The following is a 19006-nucleotide window of genomic DNA, read 5'->3' as shown; positions in this document are numbered from 1 at the left end:
TCAGCGTAGCGGTCATTCGCTGAGTTCAGATCCTCAGCGCTGCTTGATATTCCGCTAGCTCGCGTCGACCGCTTCGGCTGGTGCGTGGTGCGTTCGGGTACTGGTTGGGCGGGGAGGCTGGTGCGTTTGTGGTGTGTAGGTTGGGCGTTGAGGACGGGAGTGGTTGTGGTCGAAGGTGATTGGGCGGGCGTGCTCGCGGATATTTCGTGGGTGTTGTTTCCGGAGTGGGGCGATCACGAGCAGCTTGTCTCACCGGTGGATGGCGATAGCGTTCAGGTGCGGGACACTCTGACGGGGCAGCGGGTCTTGTTCTGGGCGGAGGACAAAGGCATCGAGGTCCGGGTTACGGTGCCGGACGATGCTATTGCGGCTGCTCGGTTGCGGTCGGTGCTCGAGGCGCAGCGGACGACATCGTTCGCGATGGGACGCGATAGCGAATCCGGCCAATTGGTGCCGTTAGAGCAACCGTTGTGGAGGCCGGTCGAGGCCTACGATGACCGAGCCGCGGCCGACGGCAGGCCTGCCGAGGTGCGCGCTCGGGAGTGGTGGACCGGCTGGCGACACGGCGCCGACTACCGGGACGAGGTCGCGGCGTCGGTTGTGGCGGTGCTGCGAGACGGATTGCTCACTACGCCAGCGAATTTGCGCCTCAGCGCCTATGGAGACCTGGGGCCGAGGCGTCCGCCGAAGGTCGGTGCGGCGATTTCGGATCGCCCCACCGGGCGCGGTTTGCCCGCGCGGTGTTCGGGGTGGGATGAGTTCGCGGATCGTCTCGAGTGGGTGTTGACCACCTTGCCGGGGCTCGGCTATCTCAACCTGTCGATCCCCGGACGATTGTTGTTCGTGCAGCTCAGCAGGTCCGATGACGACGCCGTTCGGGGCGTGGCCTCGATCGGTACCCAGGCGGACGCGAGAGCACTGCACACCCCGATGCGGGAGCTGGGATGGATATGGGGCGCTCCCTACGGGTTCGAAGGTAACGCCGAGTTCGAAGGCTGGATCACACCGCCGGTCAGGACCGGAACGACGAATCCGACAATGGCTCGGCTGGTCGCTCTGATCGTCGGGACGCTGCGCACTATCGGCGAAGCCGAGCATCCGAATGAGCTCGCATTCGAGGCGTTTTCGAACAGGGCGGGTGCGGACGACATGTCTTATGTAGCAACCGAACTCGGGATAGCGCCTGCTTGACTGGCTGACGGCCTGTCAAATCCGTCGGGAGTCTTGCGGTCTCGACCAATCCCGAATTCTGTCGAACGACAACGGATTTGACCGACCGAATCCCCCTGAGTGCCCTCGTGATCCTCGAGGCGACCACTCTCGGGAAAGAGGCTGCGGCACTGCAATAAACAGCAGGCAAGACCGTCCGCATCATGGCACCATGCTCGACATGAACTCCAGCCGAAAGGCCCATGCCGCGTAAGCGCCCGGACGAGATCCGCGCCCGCGCCGCGCCGCGCCGCCGATCCCACAGCGCCGAGCCGATCATCGAGGGACTGTCGTCCTCAGCGCTCGCTGAGATCGACCGCCTCGAACGCACTCGGAACTACCTGCACGCGGGGGACGTCGCGAAGTCCGTGCGCCTGTGGAAGACCCACGTTCGCCGTCCCGCGCGCGAGCTGTGGCTCTACTACGAGTACGGCGATGTGCACGACTTCTGTTGTGGCAGTCCAGTGGAGGCCCGCCACCTCCTCAACTTCGTGATCGCGGCACTGTCGCCGCGTGCGGCCCGCGAACTACGCATGATCATCGGTCGACTCGATGCCCAGATTGATTGACCCGAGACATAGGGCCCGGTGTTTGGGAGTATGTCGGAGGCGGTGTTGCGGGGGGTCTCATCGATGCACAGTGCAGCACTGCACGATTCGTCCGCCTCCAAAGGAAGCAGTCATGCTGTCATGAGCGAAGAGCCGACCACCATCGAACTCGACGAGGCCGTCCTCGCCGGACCACCCAAGACCCTGGCCGGAGGCCTGATCAAGGCTGTGCGGCCGCGTCAGTGGGTGAAGAACATCCTGGTCTTGGCGGCACCGCTGGCTGCGGGGACGATTCCGGGTACCGACACCTTTGCCATCTCCGACCTCACCCGCGATCTGCACGTCGGTATCGCGTTCGTGGTGTTCTGCCTGGCGGCCTCGGGAATCTACCTGGTCAACGATTCTCTCGACGTCGAGGCCGACCGGGCGCATCCGACCAAGCGGTACCGGCCGATCGCCGCCGGTGTGGTTCCGGTGAATCTGGCGTATGCGCTGTCGGTGGTGCTGTTGACCAGCTCGATCCTGCTCTCGTTCGCGGCGTCGGCGCAGCTGGCCGTGGTGATGGCGGTCTACATCGGCATCCAGCTCGCGTACTGCTTCGCGCTCAAGCATCAGGCGGTGCTCGACATCTGCATCGTGTCGTCCGGGTTCCTGCTGCGTGCGATCGCCGGCGGCGCGGCGGCCGATATCGCGCTGTCGCAATGGTTTTTGCTGATCGCGGCCTTCGGCTCGTTGTTCATGGCCGCGGGTAAGCGCTACGCCGAGATGAAGATCGCCCTCGACACCGGCGCCAAGATCCGCAAGTCACTGCGGTACTACACGCCCACCTATCTCCGTTTCGTGTGGACCCTGTCGGGCACGGCGGTGGTGATCTTCTACGGGCTGTGGGCATTCGAGGCCGATCACAAGGACAATCCCTGGTTCGCAATCTCGATGGTGCCCTTCACGATCGCCATCCTGCGGTACGCGGTCGACATCGACGGGGCAGGGGCCGGTGAACCCGAAGAGATCGTGCTGGGTGACCGCATTCTGCAAGTGTTGGTGCTGGCGTGCGCCGCGGCGATCGGAGTGGCCGTCTACCTCACCTGAGCCGACGCGGCCCGTGGGCATCGGCGGTATCGATGCCCTCTACCTTCAGGATAGGACATAGCCCGGGGCTTGCGGCAAGGCCCGGGTGATGCGGCAGAATCGCTCGTTCCACCAGGCAGAGGAAAGGATTCACGTGTCCGGAAAGCTCGATGATGGACCGTTCTTCCATGGCACGATCGCGGATTTGCGCGTGGGCGACTTCCTCACCGCGGGCCGCCCATCCAACTACCGCCGTGAGATCGTGATGAACCACATCTATTTCACCGCTCTCGTCGATGGGGCAGGTCTTGCCGCGGAGATCGCCGCGGAACTGTCGGAGGGCGAGGCGATTCCGCGGGTATACGCGGTGGAGCCGACCGGGGAGTTCGAGAATGACCCGAACGTGACCGACAAGAAGTTCCCCGGCAACCCGACCCGTTCGTACCGCAGTAGCGCCCCGCTGCGCATCGTCGGCGAGGTCACCGATTGGACGCGCCTCACACCCGAACAGTTGCAGACCTGGCGAGATCGGCTCTCGACCGTCAGGCGTGGCGAGATCCTGAATTGACGATCACCTGGAAATGCCTGGAGGACGACCAGGTGCCCGCGTCTGGTCGTCCTGTCCGGGTGACCGCCAGCCGCTGCGCGCGGGGCTCACTCGTGTTGCAATAGCTCGCCCGGGTCGATCCGGGCGTTCGAGAAAGAGCCCCGATGATCCCCGATCAGCATCCGCCCCATCCCGGGCAATACGACTACGAGCCCTTCGGATCGGGCCAGCCACATCACGGCGTGCACGCGACCGGCAAGCCGACGCCGCCGAAAACCGTTACCTACGCCTTCTATTCGATGCTCGCAGGTGCATCACTCACTCTGATCGAGATGCTGTACAGCTTCACCCAACTCCCCCACGCACGCCAGGTGGCAGCCGATTCCGATGCCGCGGGACGGTTGACCGATCACGAGCACGACATCGTTGTCCTCGTCGCGTACGTTTTCGGCACCGCGGTCTCCCTGGTCTCCATCGGGTTGTGGATCTGGATGGCGTGGATGATCCGCGCAGGACGAAGCTGGGCACGCCCCACCTGCAGTGTCCTGTTCGGACTGAACACTCTCAGCCTGCTGATCACCGTGATCGGGACAGCCTGCACCCCGCCTGAGATCGCGCTCACCGTGCTGATCTGGCTGGTGGGCCTTACCGCCCTGATCCTGTTGTGGACCAAGCAATCCGGTGCCTACCTTCGCGCCACCCAGACGCACGTATGAGCAATCTGCCGAGCGCCTCGACAGCAGTTTCGACTACCCGAGGCGCGTGCGCGGCGGCGTCGAACGCCACGCGTCGCCCGCGCGCAGCGCGTGGGGAGATAGCCTCGTAGGAGCCGCCCGCGTGCCCGAAATGCCGCTGGGAAAGAATCATTCGGTGACAGGTACAGGCACTCTCCCTGACGGGTGGACTCTCGAAGAGATCCGGGTCCGCGCTGCTGACGATGGCGTGGAACTGCTGGATCCCGCTACTCCGGTGCTGCTGGACGGACCGCGCTCGGGCCAAGGCGTGCCCCTGGCGGTCGACCTGATCATCGCCTTTTCCAGTCTGTGCCTTGCCCGTTCGGTAGACCACGCCAACCACCACGGGGACTGGTTCATGGGCCATCGTGCAGGGCCGGGAGAACCGATCCTGTGCTGGGCCAGCTACGGCGCAGACCTCGGCGCCGCGATCGACGGGCTTTAGGCGGATCGGCCGACGGCTGGAGTCCAGGCCAAGATGTAGAGATGTTCCATCAGCCGGCCGCGGTCGCATTCACCTACCCCGATGTCGGGGCAACCCGGGGTGAGTTCCCCTCGGGCTACGATCATTTCACCCGTCGCCGCAAAATCGGTTCCGGGCGACCTGCATTCAACGAGGCAGCCGCACAGGTCCTGGCCTTCCAAATGCAGCGCGGCACCGGGGTTTTCGACCGGGCCAGCACCGCCACCGCCCAACCCGGCACACAACTCACCATCCGCCTGGGCTGGGGTCCGCTGAGCATCACCGCCCCTTGCCGGGTGGTCTACGTCCTGAACGAGGCCAACCGCCAAGGCTTCGCCTACGGCACCCTTCCCCGGCACCCCCTGATCGGAGAGGAAGTCTTCGCCGTCGAATTCGACCCCGCCGACGAGTCGGTCTACGGCATGGTTGCCGCCTTCTCCCGGCGTGGCGCGTGGTACACCCGCGCCGGCGGCCCGATTGTGCGCATCATCCAACGCTGGTTTGTCGATCGCTATATCTCCGCCATCGCATAGTCGATCGACATGCCAGGCAGCTTTCCGCAAAACATGACGGCGTGAGCGGACGCTGAGCCCCGTTTCAGAATCAGCCGAGGGTCGTTGTCGCCGTGACGTATTGGTGCGCCAGGTTTGCGACGGTGGTTTGTCATCGCCTCCGACGATGACCAGAAGGTCAGGCGAAGTCCGATCGGACGGGACGCTTCGACACACTCTGCACATAACGCGTCCCAATTGGCGGACGCATGATCGGCGTATGCGGCTCAGTGCAATGTGACTATGCCGGTACCGGCTGCCAATTGCAAAGCCGTTGCCCAGTGCTCGTAGTACTGACGGAAGTCGTCGCTGAGGCGTGCAGTTATCTGATCGCGGTGGGTGTTGAAGTCTTCGGCGAGGTCGGCCGCCGAGATCGGTCCGATGTGTCCCTCATTGTCCGCGAAGTTGATGAGCTCGAAGAAGGGCGTGTCCGCCCAGGCATCAGGTTCTTCCCAGATCGTCCGCGGACCGACCACATGGACTGCACGGCAGAGGGTTTCCCGAAAGTCGTTGTATTCGCTGTATCCCCCCGCGAAGAATTCGTAGGTCTTCCCACTCCTTTCATAGCAGCCTCCCGCAAAGAGCCCCCTCATCGAGCGCTCGAAGCCAGGGTCGGCGGAAACGTATTCGTGTCCGTTTTCGTCGACGTTGCATTCGTCGAGGCGTTCGTGCCACGGCTGCAGCGTGGCCACCTCATGTGCGTAGATGTATAGGCCCATGTTCGTTGTCCTCAGCGTTCGATTGTGCTGTCGGCGATGCCGACTCGCCGAGAAACTACCTGTCACCTCCGACAGGTTTGCACGCCGAAAGTGTCGCGACGCTGACCCTGGGGCGGGAAGGTCCTCACCACCACGCCACCGATTTCGAGGTGTTGAATGAGGGCAATACCGACTGCCACACAAAACATTTCGGGCGCGCCGAGTCAGTCCGAGTTCGCAATCCTGGTCTGCAAGATTCAGATCATAGCGGTCACCGAAGCGGCCCGAATTCACTTCGTGCCGTTGATCCTCAGGGCAGCCGCGGCTGCTGGGCTAAGCGATCCAGTTGCTCTGCATACCTTTGATGACGCGCTTTCTCGGCCCGGACAAGCCTGCTGAGGTTGCGGAGCGGGCGTCCCCCCCGGTTGTCTACTCGAGCAGGTCCGCGAAGTCCTCGGCGTAGCCGATGAGCAGAATCCTTTGTGCGCTGAGCAGTTTCGCCAGTTCGGGCCACACCGCAGAGCTCGGAATACCATAGAGGAAGGCCAGGTCCTGGACTACCGCGCCGGCCTGGGACTCGGTCGGCGGGGTGGGGCGGTCGAAGCCGAGAAGCGCTGCGCCGGTCGCGATATGGCGATACCCGTGAGCCGCCATCCGCCGGATGACGGCGTGGTTCTGGAAGGTGTTCCAGTCATCGACGAAATAGCCGTTCGGGATGGCGGCGAGGGCGAGATCATCGCGCGGGACCGGCGCACGCTGGACTATCACCACATCGTCGATGGCGCGCTGCGGTGCTCGATTGATTTCGACGAGCGCCTCGAGATCGGTCCGGGACGCGGTGCGCGTACCCGCGAGCGTCTCCCAGGCGATCCGCGAGTCGGGGGCGTCCAGGAGCGCGACGATGTGCGCGATTCGGGCGTTGTCGGCATGGTGGGCGGCGATGCGATCGTCGCCGTGCTCGGGCTCGTCGTGGTCGAGCAGGCCACTGTGGGATGCGTGCATGCTGGTGTACAGACACTGGTTCACATCGTCGAGGGTGCACAGCAGCCTTGCGGGCGCATACTTTTCGCGCAGTGAGTCCACCGCGCTCAGCAATTCCGACAGTGAGTCGACCTCATCGAACCGGGCTACCGTATTGGTATCCCATCGGTCTCGCGTCTCGGGACCGATGGGTTCGTAATGTGTCACGCGCACACCACGAATCGAAGCACACACGCAGTCCGGACTCCGAACCTGTGGGACTGCGGGCCGAATCGAACATGCCACCGTCGAATGTGCCGGTCACCGGTCGCTCCCCGGCCACGCACCCACAGCCATCCGTTTTCGTCCATCGTGCCTGGTTCCGGGCAACCGCACCTGCCCGTCCGGGACGCCGGTATCAGCCCCACACCATTCAGCGCTACACCCGGTCGGCTGCAGCTGACCGGCGGCATGAATCAGGCCATGAGTTCGATGATCGCGCGCGGCTGCCAGGGCAGGGGGCCGCTCGGGAAGGTGAATTGCACCAGGCGGTGGGTTGCGGCTGCTTCGAAGTGGCAGGTGAATGGTGGGAGGAAGCTCGAGACCACTTTGTCGAGCAATGTGTTGATGTGGCTGAAGCTGGGGCGCAGGTTCACCTGCCAGACGTCCAGCGAGCCGGCGGGCACGGTGATGGTCATGCGCTTGTCGACCTTCACTTCCAGTGGCCAGGAGATCGAGAAGGCAAGCCACAGATCGTGTTTGGATTTCGCGCCGCGCCGGAAGTCGAGCCCGCGCAGCAGGGTCAATCCGCCCAGCAGCGGCATGACACCGCGTGGGAACGGGGCGAGTTTGCCGCCGAACTGAATGTGTTGTGTGTCAAGGAAATAGCCTTCTTCTCGCGAGACCGTGCGGCCTCGGTAATAGGAGGCGGCCTGGTAGCTTTCGGCCTCGATGAAGCCTTTGGATCGGCGGATGCGCTGTTCGACCTTGGCACTGTACGCCTGGTCCGAACCGACCTCGAGAGAGGAGATGTAGCAGTCGTCGTCGTGGTCGACGATGCAGGTGATCGGATGTCCCGCAGCACTTTCGGTGAGCCGAATCCGGTAGTGCGATCTCTCGCCGTCGGTGATGCCGGGGTCGCGGAATGGGCTGGCCATGGCAGTCCTTGTCGTCGGGACCGGGCCGCGGGGGCCCGGTCCAACCATTTGATGGCACGGCGGAGTTAGCGCTCGGCAGTCTCGGCTCGGCCCATGTCGGCCGCATGGTCCTTGGCCCATTGCACCGTGCACCAGGCGATCATGTAGGTCGCCCACGTCACCGGGCCGATTCCCGGAATGTAGAACGAGATGAAGCCGTTGGCGGCATTGAACGGTCCGTACAGCGTGGTGACGCCGAGGATGGCAGGGAATTGCGTGAGTACTCCCAGCACCGCGAGCCAGCTCAGCCACGTGGGGAACACACCCGCGCGACGGCCGATGACCGCGACGGCGATGATGTTGGGAATCCACAGTGGACCCAGCATCCCGCCCGCCGCGAAGGCCTGCACATGCAAGACATGCAGCAGGTCATCGGAGATGTGCCCGTAGAGCACAATCGGCGCGGCCGCGAAGCTGACGTACATGAGAATCGCTGTGACGAAAGCGATGTCGCTCACGATCGCGATCCACGAGAGAACGTGGTTCTTACTGGTGTCGATGCTCCAGAAGTACGAGGCGGTCGCGCCGACCATGGCCAGAAACGGGATCGCGGCGGTGCCGATGACGATCATCCCGATCTTGCCCACGAGCTGATATTTGCGATACAGCTCGACAGTGCCTTGCACGTCCCAGCTTTCGGGAAAGACGTAGGCGATGATCAGGGCGGCGGCGATGCCGCCGATCACCAGCGTTATGGCGATCAGCGCGTAAACGAGCCGTGCGGCAGAGGGTTTGGCCAGCCACGACGCGAGTCGATCGAGCACAGCGGCGAACCACGAGGACGACGAGCGCGGCGGGATGACGGCGGTGTGAGACATCGAAGATTCCTTGATCCGTGGCGGGCTATCGGGACTGACGACGGGCCGGGGACGAAGGCAGATACTGGACCGCCTTCCGGGCCGTGCCTTCGGCAAGTCGCATCGTGGGAATCGCGCAGATTCGCCGCAGCAGACCGGGTGAGATCCGGTGCAGCACCCACGCCGCGGTCGCATCGAAATTGACCGGCACGATGGCCAGGTCGAAGCGAATCGCCAATTGCACCGCGCGCGCCACCAGATCCGGGGACGCCAATCCGAAGCGATCCTGGATCGACTGGAAATCCGCGCGCACCGATTCGGTGGTGTCCGCGTCGGAGGTGACCAGGGTCGCGTGGGTGGCCAGCTGGGTCCGGGTGGCGCCGGGACAGATGGCGCTGACACCGATGTTCTTGGGGCCCAGTTCGGTTCGCAATGACTCGGTGATCATCAGCGCGGCGGCTTTGGAGGTGGAGTACGAGACCGCGACGCGGTTGGGCGTCCACGCGGCTCCCGAGACGATCACGACGATATGGCCGGGCCGTCCACTCGCCAGCATCTTCGATCCCACGATCTTGCTGCCGTGAATGACGCCGTAGACGTTGATGGACATGACACGGTCCCAGTCCTGCGGCGTCTGATCCATGAACGCGCCGCCGACCGCGATGCCCGCGTTGTTCACCAGGATGTCGGGGACACCGAAGCGGGCGATGATCTCGTCGGTGAGCGTCTCCCACCGCGCGGGGTCACGCACATCGAGTTCGTATGCGTGACAGTCACCTTCGGCGAGAGTGGTCGTCTCCTTGGCCGCGGGCAGGTCGATATCGGTGGCGATGACGATGTCGCCCGCCGCGGCCTGGCGCAGTGCGATCGCACGGCCGATGCCGCTGCCCGCACCGGTCACCAACACCACCCGGCCGCGCTTATTCGCTACCGGTCCGGTAAATGGAAGTCTCATCGTTGAGTCCAATCGGTTGTCGATCAATTGCCTTGTCCGGCAATCAGTCCGCCACGGCCACTCGGGCCGATATCGAATTCGGTGACTGCCCATGGCCGTTCGCGCGCGGCGAGGACAGAGCGCGGAAGGTGTAGTCCTGCTGAGGATCGAATCGTTCGCTGTGGTTCCACAGTGAGTTCCGGAATCCCCGCGACGGGCGCACGATCGGGACCTCGCCGCGTGCGTTGGAGAAGTAGCTGCGCACATTGTGTCGCTTGACCTGGCGTTCGACCACGTACTCCTGCGCGACCCGGGTGAACGGGCTGGTGATCATCATCTGATGCCAGGCGTCGTGCGCGGCCCGGGTCACCTCCACGATGTCGGCACCTTGTCTGCGTGCTTCGGTCAGGACCCGCGCCACATGCAGCCCGGCGGTCTCGCTCATGCTCACGAAGGTCACACCGTTCCAGCCGTACGGTCCGTAGATGGACCATCGGTTCGGCAATCCGGGGATGGCGACACCGGCATAGGCCTGCATGCCGTGGGCGCGGTAGAACTCCCCCAGGTCCACCCCATCGCGTCCACTGACCGCGCCGACGGGGAACGATTCCGGTTCGGAGGCGACGGTGAAGCCGGTCGCCAGCACGATCATGTCGTAGGCGTGGTCCACGCCGTCGGTGGTGCGGATGCCGTGCTCGGTGAATCGCTCGATCGGTGTGGTGAGCAGATTCGCGTTGTCCCTGTTGAACGATTGCAGGAAACCGCGGCCGAAGGTCGGCATATTGGCCATCAGTCCGTGCCGGGGAATCAGGGCCGCGCGGACGTCCGGATCCTTGACCTGGATTCGCAGGTACGCCCGATAGGCCGCGCGCAGCGCGTTCTCGAACGTCTCGAGTACGGCGAGCGTGACACGTGTCGGCAGGCGTTCGGCCGCGACGATCACCGCCTGGTACAGATACCAATTGGCCATGTAGGCCATGGCGTGGAAGCGGCGTGAGCGCAGCAGCGCGCGGCCCAGGCGGCCGAAGGCGAAGTCCGGCTTGGGACCGCACCAGGTGGCGGTGCGCTGGTACACATCGAGCTGGGCCACCTCGGAGACGATCGACGGCACGATCTGCATCGAGCTGGCCCCGGTGCCGATCACCGCCACCCGCTTGCCGCGATAGTCGTAGTCGTGGTCCCATCCGGCCGAGAGCATCACCTTCCCGGCGAAGGTCTCCACATCGGGGATGCCCGAATTCGACCGCGGCTCGAGGAAGTATCCGGTGGCATTGAGCACACAGCGCGCGGTCAATGTCGAACCATCATCCAAATACAGTGTCCAGAACGCGGTTTCGTCGTCCCACACTTCGCGTTCGACCGAGACGCCGAACCGGGAGCGCTCGTAGAGCCCGTGTTCGCGCGCGACCCGCAGACAGTATTCGCGCACTTCAGCACCGGTGGCGAACATTCGGGACCAGCTGTTCGGCGCGAAGGTGAACTCGTATGAGGTCGAGGGCACGTCCAGGGCGACGCCGGGATAGGTGTTCGCGATCCAGGTGCCGCCGAAATCGCTTCTGCGATCGAGGATTACGAAGTCGTCGATTCCGGCGCGCCGCAGTTGGCAGCCCGCGCCGATGCCACTGACGCCCGCGCCGACCACCACGACCTCGAACTGCGGCTGAACCCTTGCAGCCGTTGAGTTTTCAGTGTTCCCACTCAAGGAATGACCCCTCACTCGATGATCGCCGGACGGTCGGCGATCGGACGTGCTCCGCTGCCGATTCCTCGGGCGTGCCGTGGTGGCCGGTAGGTCGGCCTCACTGTCTCAGATAGTTGCAGACTTCAGATATTATGGCAATCCAGCTTGCAAACAAATCTGAATAATTTAACTATTCGACAGTCGATCCGACGGCTCCCACTGGGCCTGGCGACTCGGTGAAGGGGGAAACGCTTCTGTGCCGCAGTTCGTCGACGGCTCTTCCGGCTGGCGCACAACGCATCTCGGGTGAAAAGACAACCGCCAGCACATGATTCGGAGGACGCGGGGCGGGCGCCCGACCCGGTGTAGCCCGCCCCGCGACTCCGTGGGGACAGCCCGGCCAACCCCGACCGGACCGCCCCCGTCACGCCCAACGCGGCTACCGGCGGCTGGTAGCCGCCGGTAGCCGCGTCTAGGCGCAGGTCATCGGTTGATCAGCGCGCGCAGGGTGGTGAGCGAGGCCCGGCGCTCGTAGGCGATCCAGGCGAAGATCGCGGTGAGTACCAGCGGGAACGGAGCCAGTTCCGGGGTACCGGCCAGGAATGCGTTGAAGCCGGCGGCGAGGAAGGTGACGATCGCCAGGCCAATCGCGGCGGCCGCGGTCAGGCGGGGCACCATCAGGCCGATGCCACCGGCGACCTCGGCGAGACCGATAAAGATCAACAGCGCCAACGGAATCGAGAAGGCGGTGGTGTTGTTTTCCATCAGAGTCCGCGGGATGAGGAGCTTGGGGCCGCCGGAGGCGATGATGAAGAACAGGCCGAGCACGATCTGCAGGGTCCACAGCACGCGGTTGCGGATCTTGCCGGGGCGGACGGTGGCGGTGGTCTCGGTGGCGGTGTGGGCGGTGATGGCAGTCATTTCTGGTTCCTTGCGGGTCGGTCGCGCCGGGTCGGTGGCGCGTTCACAAGCAAGGACGGGGGCTGCCGGGAAAACTCATCGCTGCGGTCGAAGAATTTTTCCCGCGAGTGCGGCATCGAGGAAGTGCCGGGTCGATCGGGAGGGCTGCGGTGTGCGCCGCCAGCCGAGATAGAGCGTGGACGCGGGGATGTCGGGCAGTTCCCGATATGCGACCCGCAGGTGTGGGGCCCGCTGTGCGGCCAGTGCGGGGACCGCGCCGATGCCGCGGTCGGCGGCGACGAGTTCGATCCATTCGTCGAAGTTCCGGCAGGTGACGATCTCGCGGGCGGGGTCGGGGTTCGGCCAGCATTCGGGGGTGGTCGTGCCCGATTCGGTGTTGACCACCAAGGGCTGGTGAGCCAGATCCGCCCAGGTCAGTCCCGGGGTATGTGCGAGTTCGGAGTGGGCGGACACGGCCAGGACTCGTTCCTCGGTGCCGATCGGCCGCCAGGTGAGCGATTCGGGAGACCCGTCGGTGGTGCGTACGACCGCGACATCGACGGCCCCGTTGTGCAGGTCGGCGGTGGGGTTATCGCTGCGGTGCAGGGTGAGTTGGCCGCCGAGTCGTTCAAAGCGGGCGCGGGTGGCGGTGAACCAGTCGGTGGGCAGCAACCAGGCGAACCCGACCCGCACGCGGGTCATGGCCCGCATCTCCGATTGCAGCTCGTTCAGGTCGGTCAGGAGGGTTCGGCTTCGGCTCAGAAACAATTCGCCGTTGCTGGTCAGCCGCAGTGTGCGGGTTGAACGATCGAGCAGGTCGCAGTCGAGGAGGCGTTCGAGTTCCTGAACGGTGCGGGTCAGCGAAGGCTGGGAGATGTGCACGCGCTCGGCGGCCCGGGTGAAGGTCCCTTCCTCGCACAAGGCGACGAACGCTTCGAGATGCCGCACCTGCAGGTCCATACGCTCAGCGTATACCGCATGCTGAGCGGGTATTTTGCTTCGGTTTCATCCGCTCGTAGCGTGGGGTGGGACGGGTTCGTGTTCACCGCGCGGCCACCGACCCGACCACCGCTCATCGAGAGGAACGGAGTTCGTCATGCCGCTGGTCCCCGGCGACCCTCGGATCGATGACACCACCCGGTACGGGGCCATCGCCTTCTCCGACGCCAGCGCGAATCGCCAGCGCGCGAGCGGCAGCATCAACTGGTACGGACGCCACATGGCCGAGGGCCGGGACATCGGCGAACCGCAAGAGCTGGACGGGCCCACCGCTCAGTTGATCCGCTCCACCGATTCCTTCTTCCTCGCCACGGTCGCTCCGTCCGGCTGGCCCTACATCCAACATCGCGGCGGCCCACCGGGTTTCGTCCATGTCCCGGATCCCTCGACGATCGAATTGGGCGACTATTCCGGCAATCAGCAGTTCGTCACCCTGGGAAACCTCGACCGGGACAACCGGATCGCCCTGTTCTTCATCGACTACCCGACCCGCACCCGGGTCAAGGTCTTCGGCCGGGCCGAGATCATCGAGCGCGCAGCGGATCCCGAGTTCATCGACCGCATGCTGACCACCGAGCACGGGATGATCCGCACCCGCTGCGATCGTGGATTCCGTATCCATGTCGAAGCCCTGGATCGCAACTGCATCAAGAACATCCCGGTCAAATACGGCAGCGAACGCATGGCCGAATCCCTGCATCTGGCGCGTGCGCCACTCCTGGACGAGATCGAGCAGCTGCGTCGGCGCAACCAGGAACTCGAGGACGAGATAGCGCGACTGCGCGGTCAGCGCTGAGGACCTCGGGGTGACTCCTTGCCCACAGATTACCTAGCTCGAAGTCTTGCACTCGCCTATGGAGAGTGCTAAATAATATCTATGCCAGATGACAGAGGTTATCTGGTGAAGCGACTACCGAGAATGGAGTGAGTTAGAGGTGGCGACCATGCTGATGCGCACTGATCCCTTCCGTGACCTGGATCGTCTGACGCAGCAGGTGTTCGGCACCGCGGCCCGACCCGCGGCGATGCCGATGGACGCCTGGCGTGAGGACGACCAGTTCCTGGTCGAATTCGACCTGCCGGGCATCGATCCCGAGTCCCTGGATCTGGATGTGGAACGCAATGTGGTGACCGTGCGGGCCGCGCGCCCTGAACTGGACCCCGGTCGGCCCATGTTGGCCGCGGAACGACCACGCGGCGTCTTCAGCCGCCAGCTGGTGCTGGGCGAAAGCCTGGACACCGAGAGAATTCGCGCGGATTACCGCGACGGCGTGCTGCGCTTGGCGATCCCGGTGGCGGAGAAGGCCAAGCCCCGCAAGATCGAGATCTCCCGTTCCGAGCGCGAACCCCAGGTCATCAACGCCTGACCGGCGGGCCGGTTCGCTGCCCCGGCAGGTCCCGGTCATGAACATCACCACGCCCACGGAGTGTGAAAGTGAGGTGATGCCTGTCCCTGACGTTCCACACACGCCCCCGAGGGCCGGACGTCGCCGATGGTGAAGCCCGCGGCGCGCACGCAGTGAAGGCCCCTTCGATTCGTGCGCACGGCCACCGTTGTGGCGCACCATGTTCGGCGCTGCTCCCGCCCTCGCGGGTATTACCCAGCACCATGTCGATCTATTCGCCCCGGGGTGGGTCCGGTCGGCCGGTTCCGGCCGGACCCACCCCTCGTTCTCCGATGTGCGAGAGGAGGAATCGAGATGACCACGATCTCGACCGTATCGATCACGCCCGGATCACCCCGTCTGCCCAACACCACGACTCCGCCTGTCCCACTTGCCGATTCGGATCCACACGCCCGCGACAACGAGCTGCCGCGCTGGCAGCACGCGCACGTGGCCTGGTTCAACGCCGAGAAGGGCTTCGGATTCCTTACCCCGGATACCGGACCCGCGGTGTTCGTGGACTACGGGGTGATCGAGGTCCCGGGCTATGCGACGCTCACCGCCGGGCAGCCGGTCATCTTCACCGCCGTGGACACCCCGCGCGGCCCCGAAGCCACCCGTGTCGTGCCCTATCTGCGTACCAGCGCCGCCCCCTCACCCCGGGATCTTCCACGCGCCCAGGCACATTGGCCTCGATGCCGCGCCGGGCGCCGCGCGGCGTGATCCCACGGCCCCCGATCGGATGAAACCATGAGCACCACGACTCCGACCACCTCCCCCGACCCTGACCTCGCGGTCGTGCACTGGCCCGACCCCAGTCCGCTCCGCCCCTGGTGGGACACCATCATGCAGCCGGCAATGCGCGCGGCCCCGGCTGGCCAGCGGTCCCCGGACCCGCGCCATCCCCGCGCGCGAAACCCGCACCGGCACCGGACCGGTCCCGCCCGTACGCGTTCAGCACGCGTCGAGAATCACTGATACGTCCCGTCTCCTCCGGCGCATCCGAGAATCCGGCTGCCCCCTCGACTGAACCGTGTCGGAGGAGACGGCGACATCGTCGAGGCGCCTCTGCCCCGGGTGCCGCTGGGGCTGGTGCCAATGAACGGTGAGCAGAAGATGGTCGACAGCGGTGCTGACGCGGACGTCCGTCGGGGTGAGCGGTGTGGCGGCCAGTACGCCGAAGGCTTTATCTCCGCGCGGGCTCTGGCAAACGGGCAGGGGCGAAAACGTTCGGCGATTGCCCCGTCGGGAATCGGTGGGCGCCCGACCGGATGGTCCGGCGCCCACACGAATTCGCGTGCGCGATCGACTACTTCTTGAAGGCGTTCTTGACCTTGTCGACGGTGTCCTCGACGGCGTCCTTGACGTTCTCCACCGCACTCTTCAGTCCGGACTCGACCTGGTCGGCTTTGCCTTCCGCGCGCAGCGAATCGTCGCCGGTCAGATTTCCGGCGGCTTCCTTGGCCTTACCACCCAGGTCTTCGGCCTTGTTGCTGATCTTGTCACTCAGAGACACGGCATCCTCCGAATCGATCGATCGCGCGCTCGACGGTCGAGCGCGCAGGACAACCGTACAGTTACCATTCAGCTAATTTCGGTCGTATCTACGGGCTGAATGCATCGAACTCGCATCATTGTCCTGCCGCAGGCCCCTCCTCGCATCCGACCTGTCGTTCGACGCGTTGTCCCACGTAATTGTCTGTGCTGCAATGGGTTTTGATGCCCTCTGGCAGCGGTGCTGCGACGCTCGGTAGAGCCCTGGCAAAGAATCCACGGTGAGACGGAGCAATTCAGTGCATCGTTTTTGCATCGTTTGGGGTAGCATCGTCCACGATCGCAAGTAGCGGTGCGGCCCGTCGACGGAGATGGGCGGAGCACCGGGGGACAACGCTGATGGACCGGCGAAGGGATCACGACGTGGCTCGATATCTCGTGGCGGCGAGTCCGATCCCAGGCCATGTCGCGCCCATGCTGACACTGGCGGCGGATCTGCGTCGCCGTGGCCATCAGGTGCGCCTGCTCACCGGCACGAGATTTCGTGAAACCGCTGCGGCACAAGGGATTCCGTTCGTCACGCTCGACGCCCACACGATGGTGACGCCGACCGGCGTCCCGCATCGGCACCTGCCGGGACTGCTGCGCCGCTGGCGGATCGGCCGCACGGAGCTGCGCGAGGGCTTCCTCGCCCCGATCGCCGGCCAGTTCCGTGCGCTGACCGCCGAATTGAATCGCGCGGAGTACGACGCGGTCCTGGCCGATGTCATGTTCACCGGCGTCATCCCGCTCTTGCTCGCCGAGAAGCCGCGCCCGGCGGTGCTGGCCTGCGGCGTTGTCCCGCTCATGCTCTCCAGTGCCGACACCGCGCCGTTCGGTATGGGCTGGCGGCCGCGCCCGGGCCGGGACTACACGAGACTGAACCGGTTCGTCGAACACGTGCTGTTCCGGGGCGACCAGCGACGGCTCGACCAGATCCTCGCCCGCCTCGGTCTGGGGCCCGCACCGCACTATCTGCTCGACTGGCCCCGGCTCGCGGATCGACTGCTGCAGTTCACGATTCCCGGTTTCGAATACCCGCGCGGCGATCTGCCGGGCTCGGTGGTGTTCACCGGGCCGCTCCCGGATCGCGGCCCGGCGCGGGCACAGTCGCCGCGTTGGTGGAGTGACCTGCCCGCCACCAAGACCGTCGTGCACGTGACGCAGGGGACCTGGAACAACGCCGATTTCGATCAGTTGATCCATCCCACCCTGACGGCCTTGAGCGGACGCGACGACATTGCCGTCGTGGCGTGTACCGGTGGGTCGCGAACTCCGCTCGGCGCGATCCCGGCCAATGCCTACATCAGCGATTTCATCCCCTACGGCAACCTGCTGCCCCGAGTGGACGTGATGATCACCAACGGCGGCTACGGCGGCGTGCAGCAGGCGCTTCGTCACGGGGTGCCACTGATCGTCGCCGGTGAGAGCGCGGACAAACCCGAGGTCGCGGCACGGGTCGCGTACACCGGTGCCGGAATCGATCTCGGCACGGCGCGTCCGGGACCCGGCGCGATAGCGGCCGCGCTCGATCGGGTGCTCGGCACCGCCGATTACCGTTCCGCAGCAGCCGGATTGGCGCAGGAGATAGCGAAAACCGCTCCCTTCGAGGTGATTTCGGATGTTCTGGCCGACCTCGAGCCCAAGCCAGCCCGGACCGCTGTTCCGGCGTCGCGAAACGAGTTGTCCCGATGAGCACGGTGTCCTTCGATTCCGCCCGAGCCGCACTGAGTCCGGCGGTACCGGATCTCGCGACAGGCTTTCACAATTGGCATACCGATACCCGGTCCCGTGTGCTCGAGGAGCTCACGATCTTCCTGCGCCGGGTGCGCGTGGACGAGCTGCGCCCGGCCGGTGTGGATGAGGTGCTGGCGCAGTACGCGGTCGGCGGCAAATGCGTGCGTTCGACATTCATGTATCTGGGCTGGTTGTGCGTCGGTGAGCCCGATGCCGCCGCGCTGCGTGCCGCGGCGAGCTTGGAATTGCTGCACGCGTTCGCATTGCTCCAAGACGATGTCATGGACGATGCCGTACTGCGCCGGGGATCGGCCGCCGCCCACGTCCGACTATCCGAGCGACATGGCGGACGCGACAGCGCGCCAAAGGGATTCGGAATGTCCGCGGCGACGCTGCTCGGCGATATGTGCCTGGTGTGGGCCGAGCAGATGCTGCGGGAGAGCGGCCTGGGCGAGGCCGCACTGGCTCGATTGTGGCCACGATATGACGCGATGCGCATCGAACTCGCGGTGGGTCAGTTCGCCGATCTGGGCAACGATATCCGCGAGAGTCCGAACTTGGACACGGTGCTCGAGATCGCCCGCGCGAAGTCGGGCAACTACACCGTGCGGCGGCCCCTGGAATTGGGCGCGGCACTGGCCGGTGCGAGCGAGCGGACGCTCAAAGCCCTCGGGCAGTACGGAACTCGGATAGGCGAGGCGTTCCAGCTGCGAGACGATCTACTCGGCATCTTCGGCGCGGATTCGATAACCGGCAAACCGCAGGACAGCGACCTCGGACAGCACAAGGCCACCAGCGTGGTGGTCACCGCGCTGGACATGGCGATGCCGGCCACCCGCCGCGAGTTGTCGGATCTGCTGCACCGCCCCGAACTCGACCCCGCCGCGCTCGATCGCTGCCGGAGGTTGATCGCGGCATCGGGTGCGCCCGAACGCATCGAGGACATGATCGCCGAGCGGGTCGACGATGCCCTGCGTGCGATACCGGACCGCGCATTCGGCGGGGATCGGCGCGCGGCGCTGGAACAGATGGCGCTGCTGTGCACCGCACGGCAGTTGTGAGGAGA

The 19006-nt window shown here is 65.1% G+C and carries 20 protein-coding genes and 1 pseudogene; 12 read left to right on the top strand and 9 right to left on the bottom strand.

All coding sequences use genetic code 11. The features are described 5' to 3' along the window. Positions 1-87: 87 nt before the first annotated feature. The 7 genes from ACFC4D_RS16645 to ACFC4D_RS16615 all read left to right on the top strand — a co-directional run bounded on the left by ACFC4D_RS16645 (position 88) and on the right by ACFC4D_RS16615 (position 5102). Positions 88-1191 (top strand): hypothetical protein, encoded by a 1104-nt coding sequence (locus ACFC4D_RS16645; protein WP_376064142.1) that lies wholly within the window; start codon positions 88-90, stop codon positions 1189-1191. Between the two features lie 221 nt (positions 1192-1412). Next, positions 1413-1778, top strand: a complete 366-nt coding sequence (locus tag ACFC4D_RS16640) for a hypothetical protein (RefSeq protein WP_376064141.1) — start codon at positions 1413-1415, stop codon at positions 1776-1778. 63 nt (positions 1779-1841) lie between these two features. Beyond that, the gene (locus ACFC4D_RS16635; protein WP_376064138.1) at positions 1842-2846 is read left to right on the top strand and encodes a decaprenyl-phosphate phosphoribosyltransferase; all 1005 of its coding nucleotides are present in this window, start codon (positions 1842-1844) and stop codon (positions 2844-2846) included. Positions 2847-2979: 133 nt separating this feature from the next. Next, positions 2980-3393, top strand: coding sequence for an NAD(+)--rifampin ADP-ribosyltransferase (arr, locus tag ACFC4D_RS16630; RefSeq protein WP_376064135.1), 414 nt, complete (start codon positions 2980-2982; stop codon positions 3391-3393). Positions 3394-3536: 143 nt separating this feature from the next. Beyond that, complete coding sequence (locus ACFC4D_RS16625; protein ID WP_376064134.1) at positions 3537-4088, top strand: hypothetical protein; 552 nt, start codon at positions 3537-3539, stop codon at positions 4086-4088. A 121-nt stretch (positions 4089-4209) separates the two neighbouring features. After that, a complete protein-coding gene (locus ACFC4D_RS16620; protein ID WP_376064132.1) occupies positions 4210-4551 on the top strand; it encodes a hypothetical protein in 342 nt (113 codons plus the stop codon). A gap of 41 nt (positions 4552-4592) precedes the next feature. Beyond that, entirely contained in the window at positions 4593-5102 is a 510-nt protein-coding gene (locus ACFC4D_RS16615; RefSeq protein ID WP_376064130.1) for a DUF1990 family protein, read from the top strand. A 245-nt stretch (positions 5103-5347) separates the two neighbouring features. Here ACFC4D_RS16615 and ACFC4D_RS16610 read toward each other — a convergent pair whose 3' ends face one another. From ACFC4D_RS16610 to ACFC4D_RS16575, 8 genes are all read right to left on the bottom strand, one after another. Then, on the bottom strand, positions 5348-5812 hold the full coding sequence (locus ACFC4D_RS16610) for a hypothetical protein (protein ID WP_376064128.1): 465 nt from the start codon (positions 5810-5812) through the stop codon (positions 5348-5350). Between the two features lie 435 nt (positions 5813-6247). Further along, on the bottom strand, positions 6248-7006 hold the full coding sequence (locus ACFC4D_RS16605; RefSeq protein ID WP_376064126.1) for a hypothetical protein: 759 nt from the start codon (positions 7004-7006) through the stop codon (positions 6248-6250). Between the two features lie 248 nt (positions 7007-7254). Next, complete coding sequence (locus ACFC4D_RS16600; protein ID WP_376064123.1) at positions 7255-7935, bottom strand: hypothetical protein; 681 nt, start codon at positions 7933-7935, stop codon at positions 7255-7257. A 65-nt stretch (positions 7936-8000) separates the two neighbouring features. Continuing rightward, the gene (locus ACFC4D_RS16595) at positions 8001-8792 is read right to left on the bottom strand and encodes a hypothetical protein (RefSeq protein ID WP_376064120.1); all 792 of its coding nucleotides are present in this window, start codon (positions 8790-8792) and stop codon (positions 8001-8003) included. A 25-nt stretch (positions 8793-8817) separates the two neighbouring features. Then, positions 8818-9726 (bottom strand): SDR family NAD(P)-dependent oxidoreductase, encoded by a 909-nt coding sequence (locus ACFC4D_RS16590; protein ID WP_376064117.1) that lies wholly within the window; start codon positions 9724-9726, stop codon positions 8818-8820. 43 nt (positions 9727-9769) lie between these two features. Further along, complete coding sequence (locus tag ACFC4D_RS16585) at positions 9770-11407, bottom strand: flavin-containing monooxygenase (RefSeq protein WP_376064116.1); 1638 nt, start codon at positions 11405-11407, stop codon at positions 9770-9772. Between the two features lie 462 nt (positions 11408-11869). Beyond that, a complete protein-coding gene (locus tag ACFC4D_RS16580; RefSeq protein WP_376064113.1) occupies positions 11870-12307 on the bottom strand; it encodes a DoxX family protein in 438 nt (145 codons plus the stop codon). A gap of 75 nt (positions 12308-12382) precedes the next feature. Then, positions 12383-13246, bottom strand: coding sequence for a LysR family transcriptional regulator (locus ACFC4D_RS16575; protein ID WP_376064110.1), 864 nt, complete (start codon positions 13244-13246; stop codon positions 12383-12385). 136 nt (positions 13247-13382) lie between these two features. Between ACFC4D_RS16575 and ACFC4D_RS16570 the strand changes: the two genes are divergently transcribed. From ACFC4D_RS16570 to ACFC4D_RS16560, 3 genes and pseudogenes are all read left to right on the top strand, one after another. Next, positions 13383-14081 (top strand): pyridoxamine 5'-phosphate oxidase family protein, encoded by a 699-nt coding sequence (locus ACFC4D_RS16570; RefSeq protein WP_376064109.1) that lies wholly within the window; start codon positions 13383-13385, stop codon positions 14079-14081. 148 nt (positions 14082-14229) lie between these two features. Beyond that, complete coding sequence (locus tag ACFC4D_RS16565) at positions 14230-14652, top strand: Hsp20/alpha crystallin family protein (protein WP_376064106.1); 423 nt, start codon at positions 14230-14232, stop codon at positions 14650-14652. Between the two features lie 468 nt (positions 14653-15120). Continuing rightward, positions 15121-15294 (top strand): annotated as a pseudogene (locus ACFC4D_RS16560) (cold-shock protein); the annotation flags it as partial. A gap of 685 nt (positions 15295-15979) precedes the next feature. Here the strand turns inward: ACFC4D_RS16560 and ACFC4D_RS16555 are convergent. Further along, positions 15980-16186, bottom strand: coding sequence for a CsbD family protein (locus ACFC4D_RS16555; RefSeq protein ID WP_376064104.1), 207 nt, complete (start codon positions 16184-16186; stop codon positions 15980-15982). 401 nt (positions 16187-16587) lie between these two features. Here ACFC4D_RS16555 and ACFC4D_RS16550 point away from each other — a divergent pair, with 401 nt between their 5' ends. Beyond that, positions 16588-17898, top strand: coding sequence for a glycosyltransferase (locus ACFC4D_RS16550; protein WP_376064101.1), 1311 nt, complete (start codon positions 16588-16590; stop codon positions 17896-17898). Continuing rightward, positions 17895-19001, top strand: a complete 1107-nt coding sequence (locus ACFC4D_RS16545; RefSeq protein ID WP_376064100.1) for a polyprenyl synthetase family protein — start codon at positions 17895-17897, stop codon at positions 18999-19001. Before ACFC4D_RS16550 ends, ACFC4D_RS16545 begins: the two co-directional genes overlap by 4 nt. The last annotated feature ends 5 nt before the right edge of the window (positions 19002-19006 follow it).

Origin of the sequence: Nocardia sp. NPDC056000, from assembly GCF_042269265.1 — a bacterium.
Classification (GTDB): domain Bacteria; phylum Actinomycetota; class Actinomycetes; order Mycobacteriales; family Mycobacteriaceae; genus Nocardia.
Note: the sequence above shows the minus strand (reverse complement) of the source record. Positions and strands in the feature narration are given on the sequence as shown.

What these genes read in the sequence shown, in the direction of transcription:
- ACFC4D_RS16640 (WP_376064141.1), top strand. Translation starts at nt 1,413, where the DNA reads ATGCCGCGTAAGCGCCCGGACGAGATCCGCGCCCGCGCCGCGCCGCGC.
- ACFC4D_RS16635 (WP_376064138.1), top strand. Translation starts at nt 1,842, where the DNA reads ATGCACAGTGCAGCACTGCACGATTCGTCCGCCTCCAAAGGAAGCAGT.
- ACFC4D_RS16625 (WP_376064134.1), top strand. Translation starts at nt 3,537, where the DNA reads ATGATCCCCGATCAGCATCCGCCCCATCCCGGGCAATACGACTACGAG.
- ACFC4D_RS16615 (WP_376064130.1), top strand. Translation starts at nt 4,593, where the DNA reads ATGTTCCATCAGCCGGCCGCGGTCGCATTCACCTACCCCGATGTCGGG.
- ACFC4D_RS16600 (WP_376064123.1), bottom strand. Translation starts at nt 7,935, where the DNA reads ATGGCCAGCCCATTCCGCGACCCCGGCATCACCGACGGCGAGAGATCG.
- ACFC4D_RS16595 (WP_376064120.1), bottom strand. Translation starts at nt 8,792, where the DNA reads ATGTCTCACACCGCCGTCATCCCGCCGCGCTCGTCGTCCTCGTGGTTC.
- ACFC4D_RS16590 (WP_376064117.1), bottom strand. Translation starts at nt 9,726, where the DNA reads ATGAGACTTCCATTTACCGGACCGGTAGCGAATAAGCGCGGCCGGGTG.
- ACFC4D_RS16580 (WP_376064113.1), bottom strand. Translation starts at nt 12,307, where the DNA reads ATGACTGCCATCACCGCCCACACCGCCACCGAGACCACCGCCACCGTC.
- ACFC4D_RS16575 (WP_376064110.1), bottom strand. Translation starts at nt 13,246, where the DNA reads ATGGACCTGCAGGTGCGGCATCTCGAAGCGTTCGTCGCCTTGTGCGAG.
- ACFC4D_RS16570 (WP_376064109.1), top strand. Translation starts at nt 13,383, where the DNA reads ATGCCGCTGGTCCCCGGCGACCCTCGGATCGATGACACCACCCGGTAC.
- ACFC4D_RS16565 (WP_376064106.1), top strand. Translation starts at nt 14,230, where the DNA reads ATGCTGATGCGCACTGATCCCTTCCGTGACCTGGATCGTCTGACGCAG.
- ACFC4D_RS16545 (WP_376064100.1), top strand. Translation starts at nt 17,895, where the DNA reads ATGAGCACGGTGTCCTTCGATTCCGCCCGAGCCGCACTGAGTCCGGCG.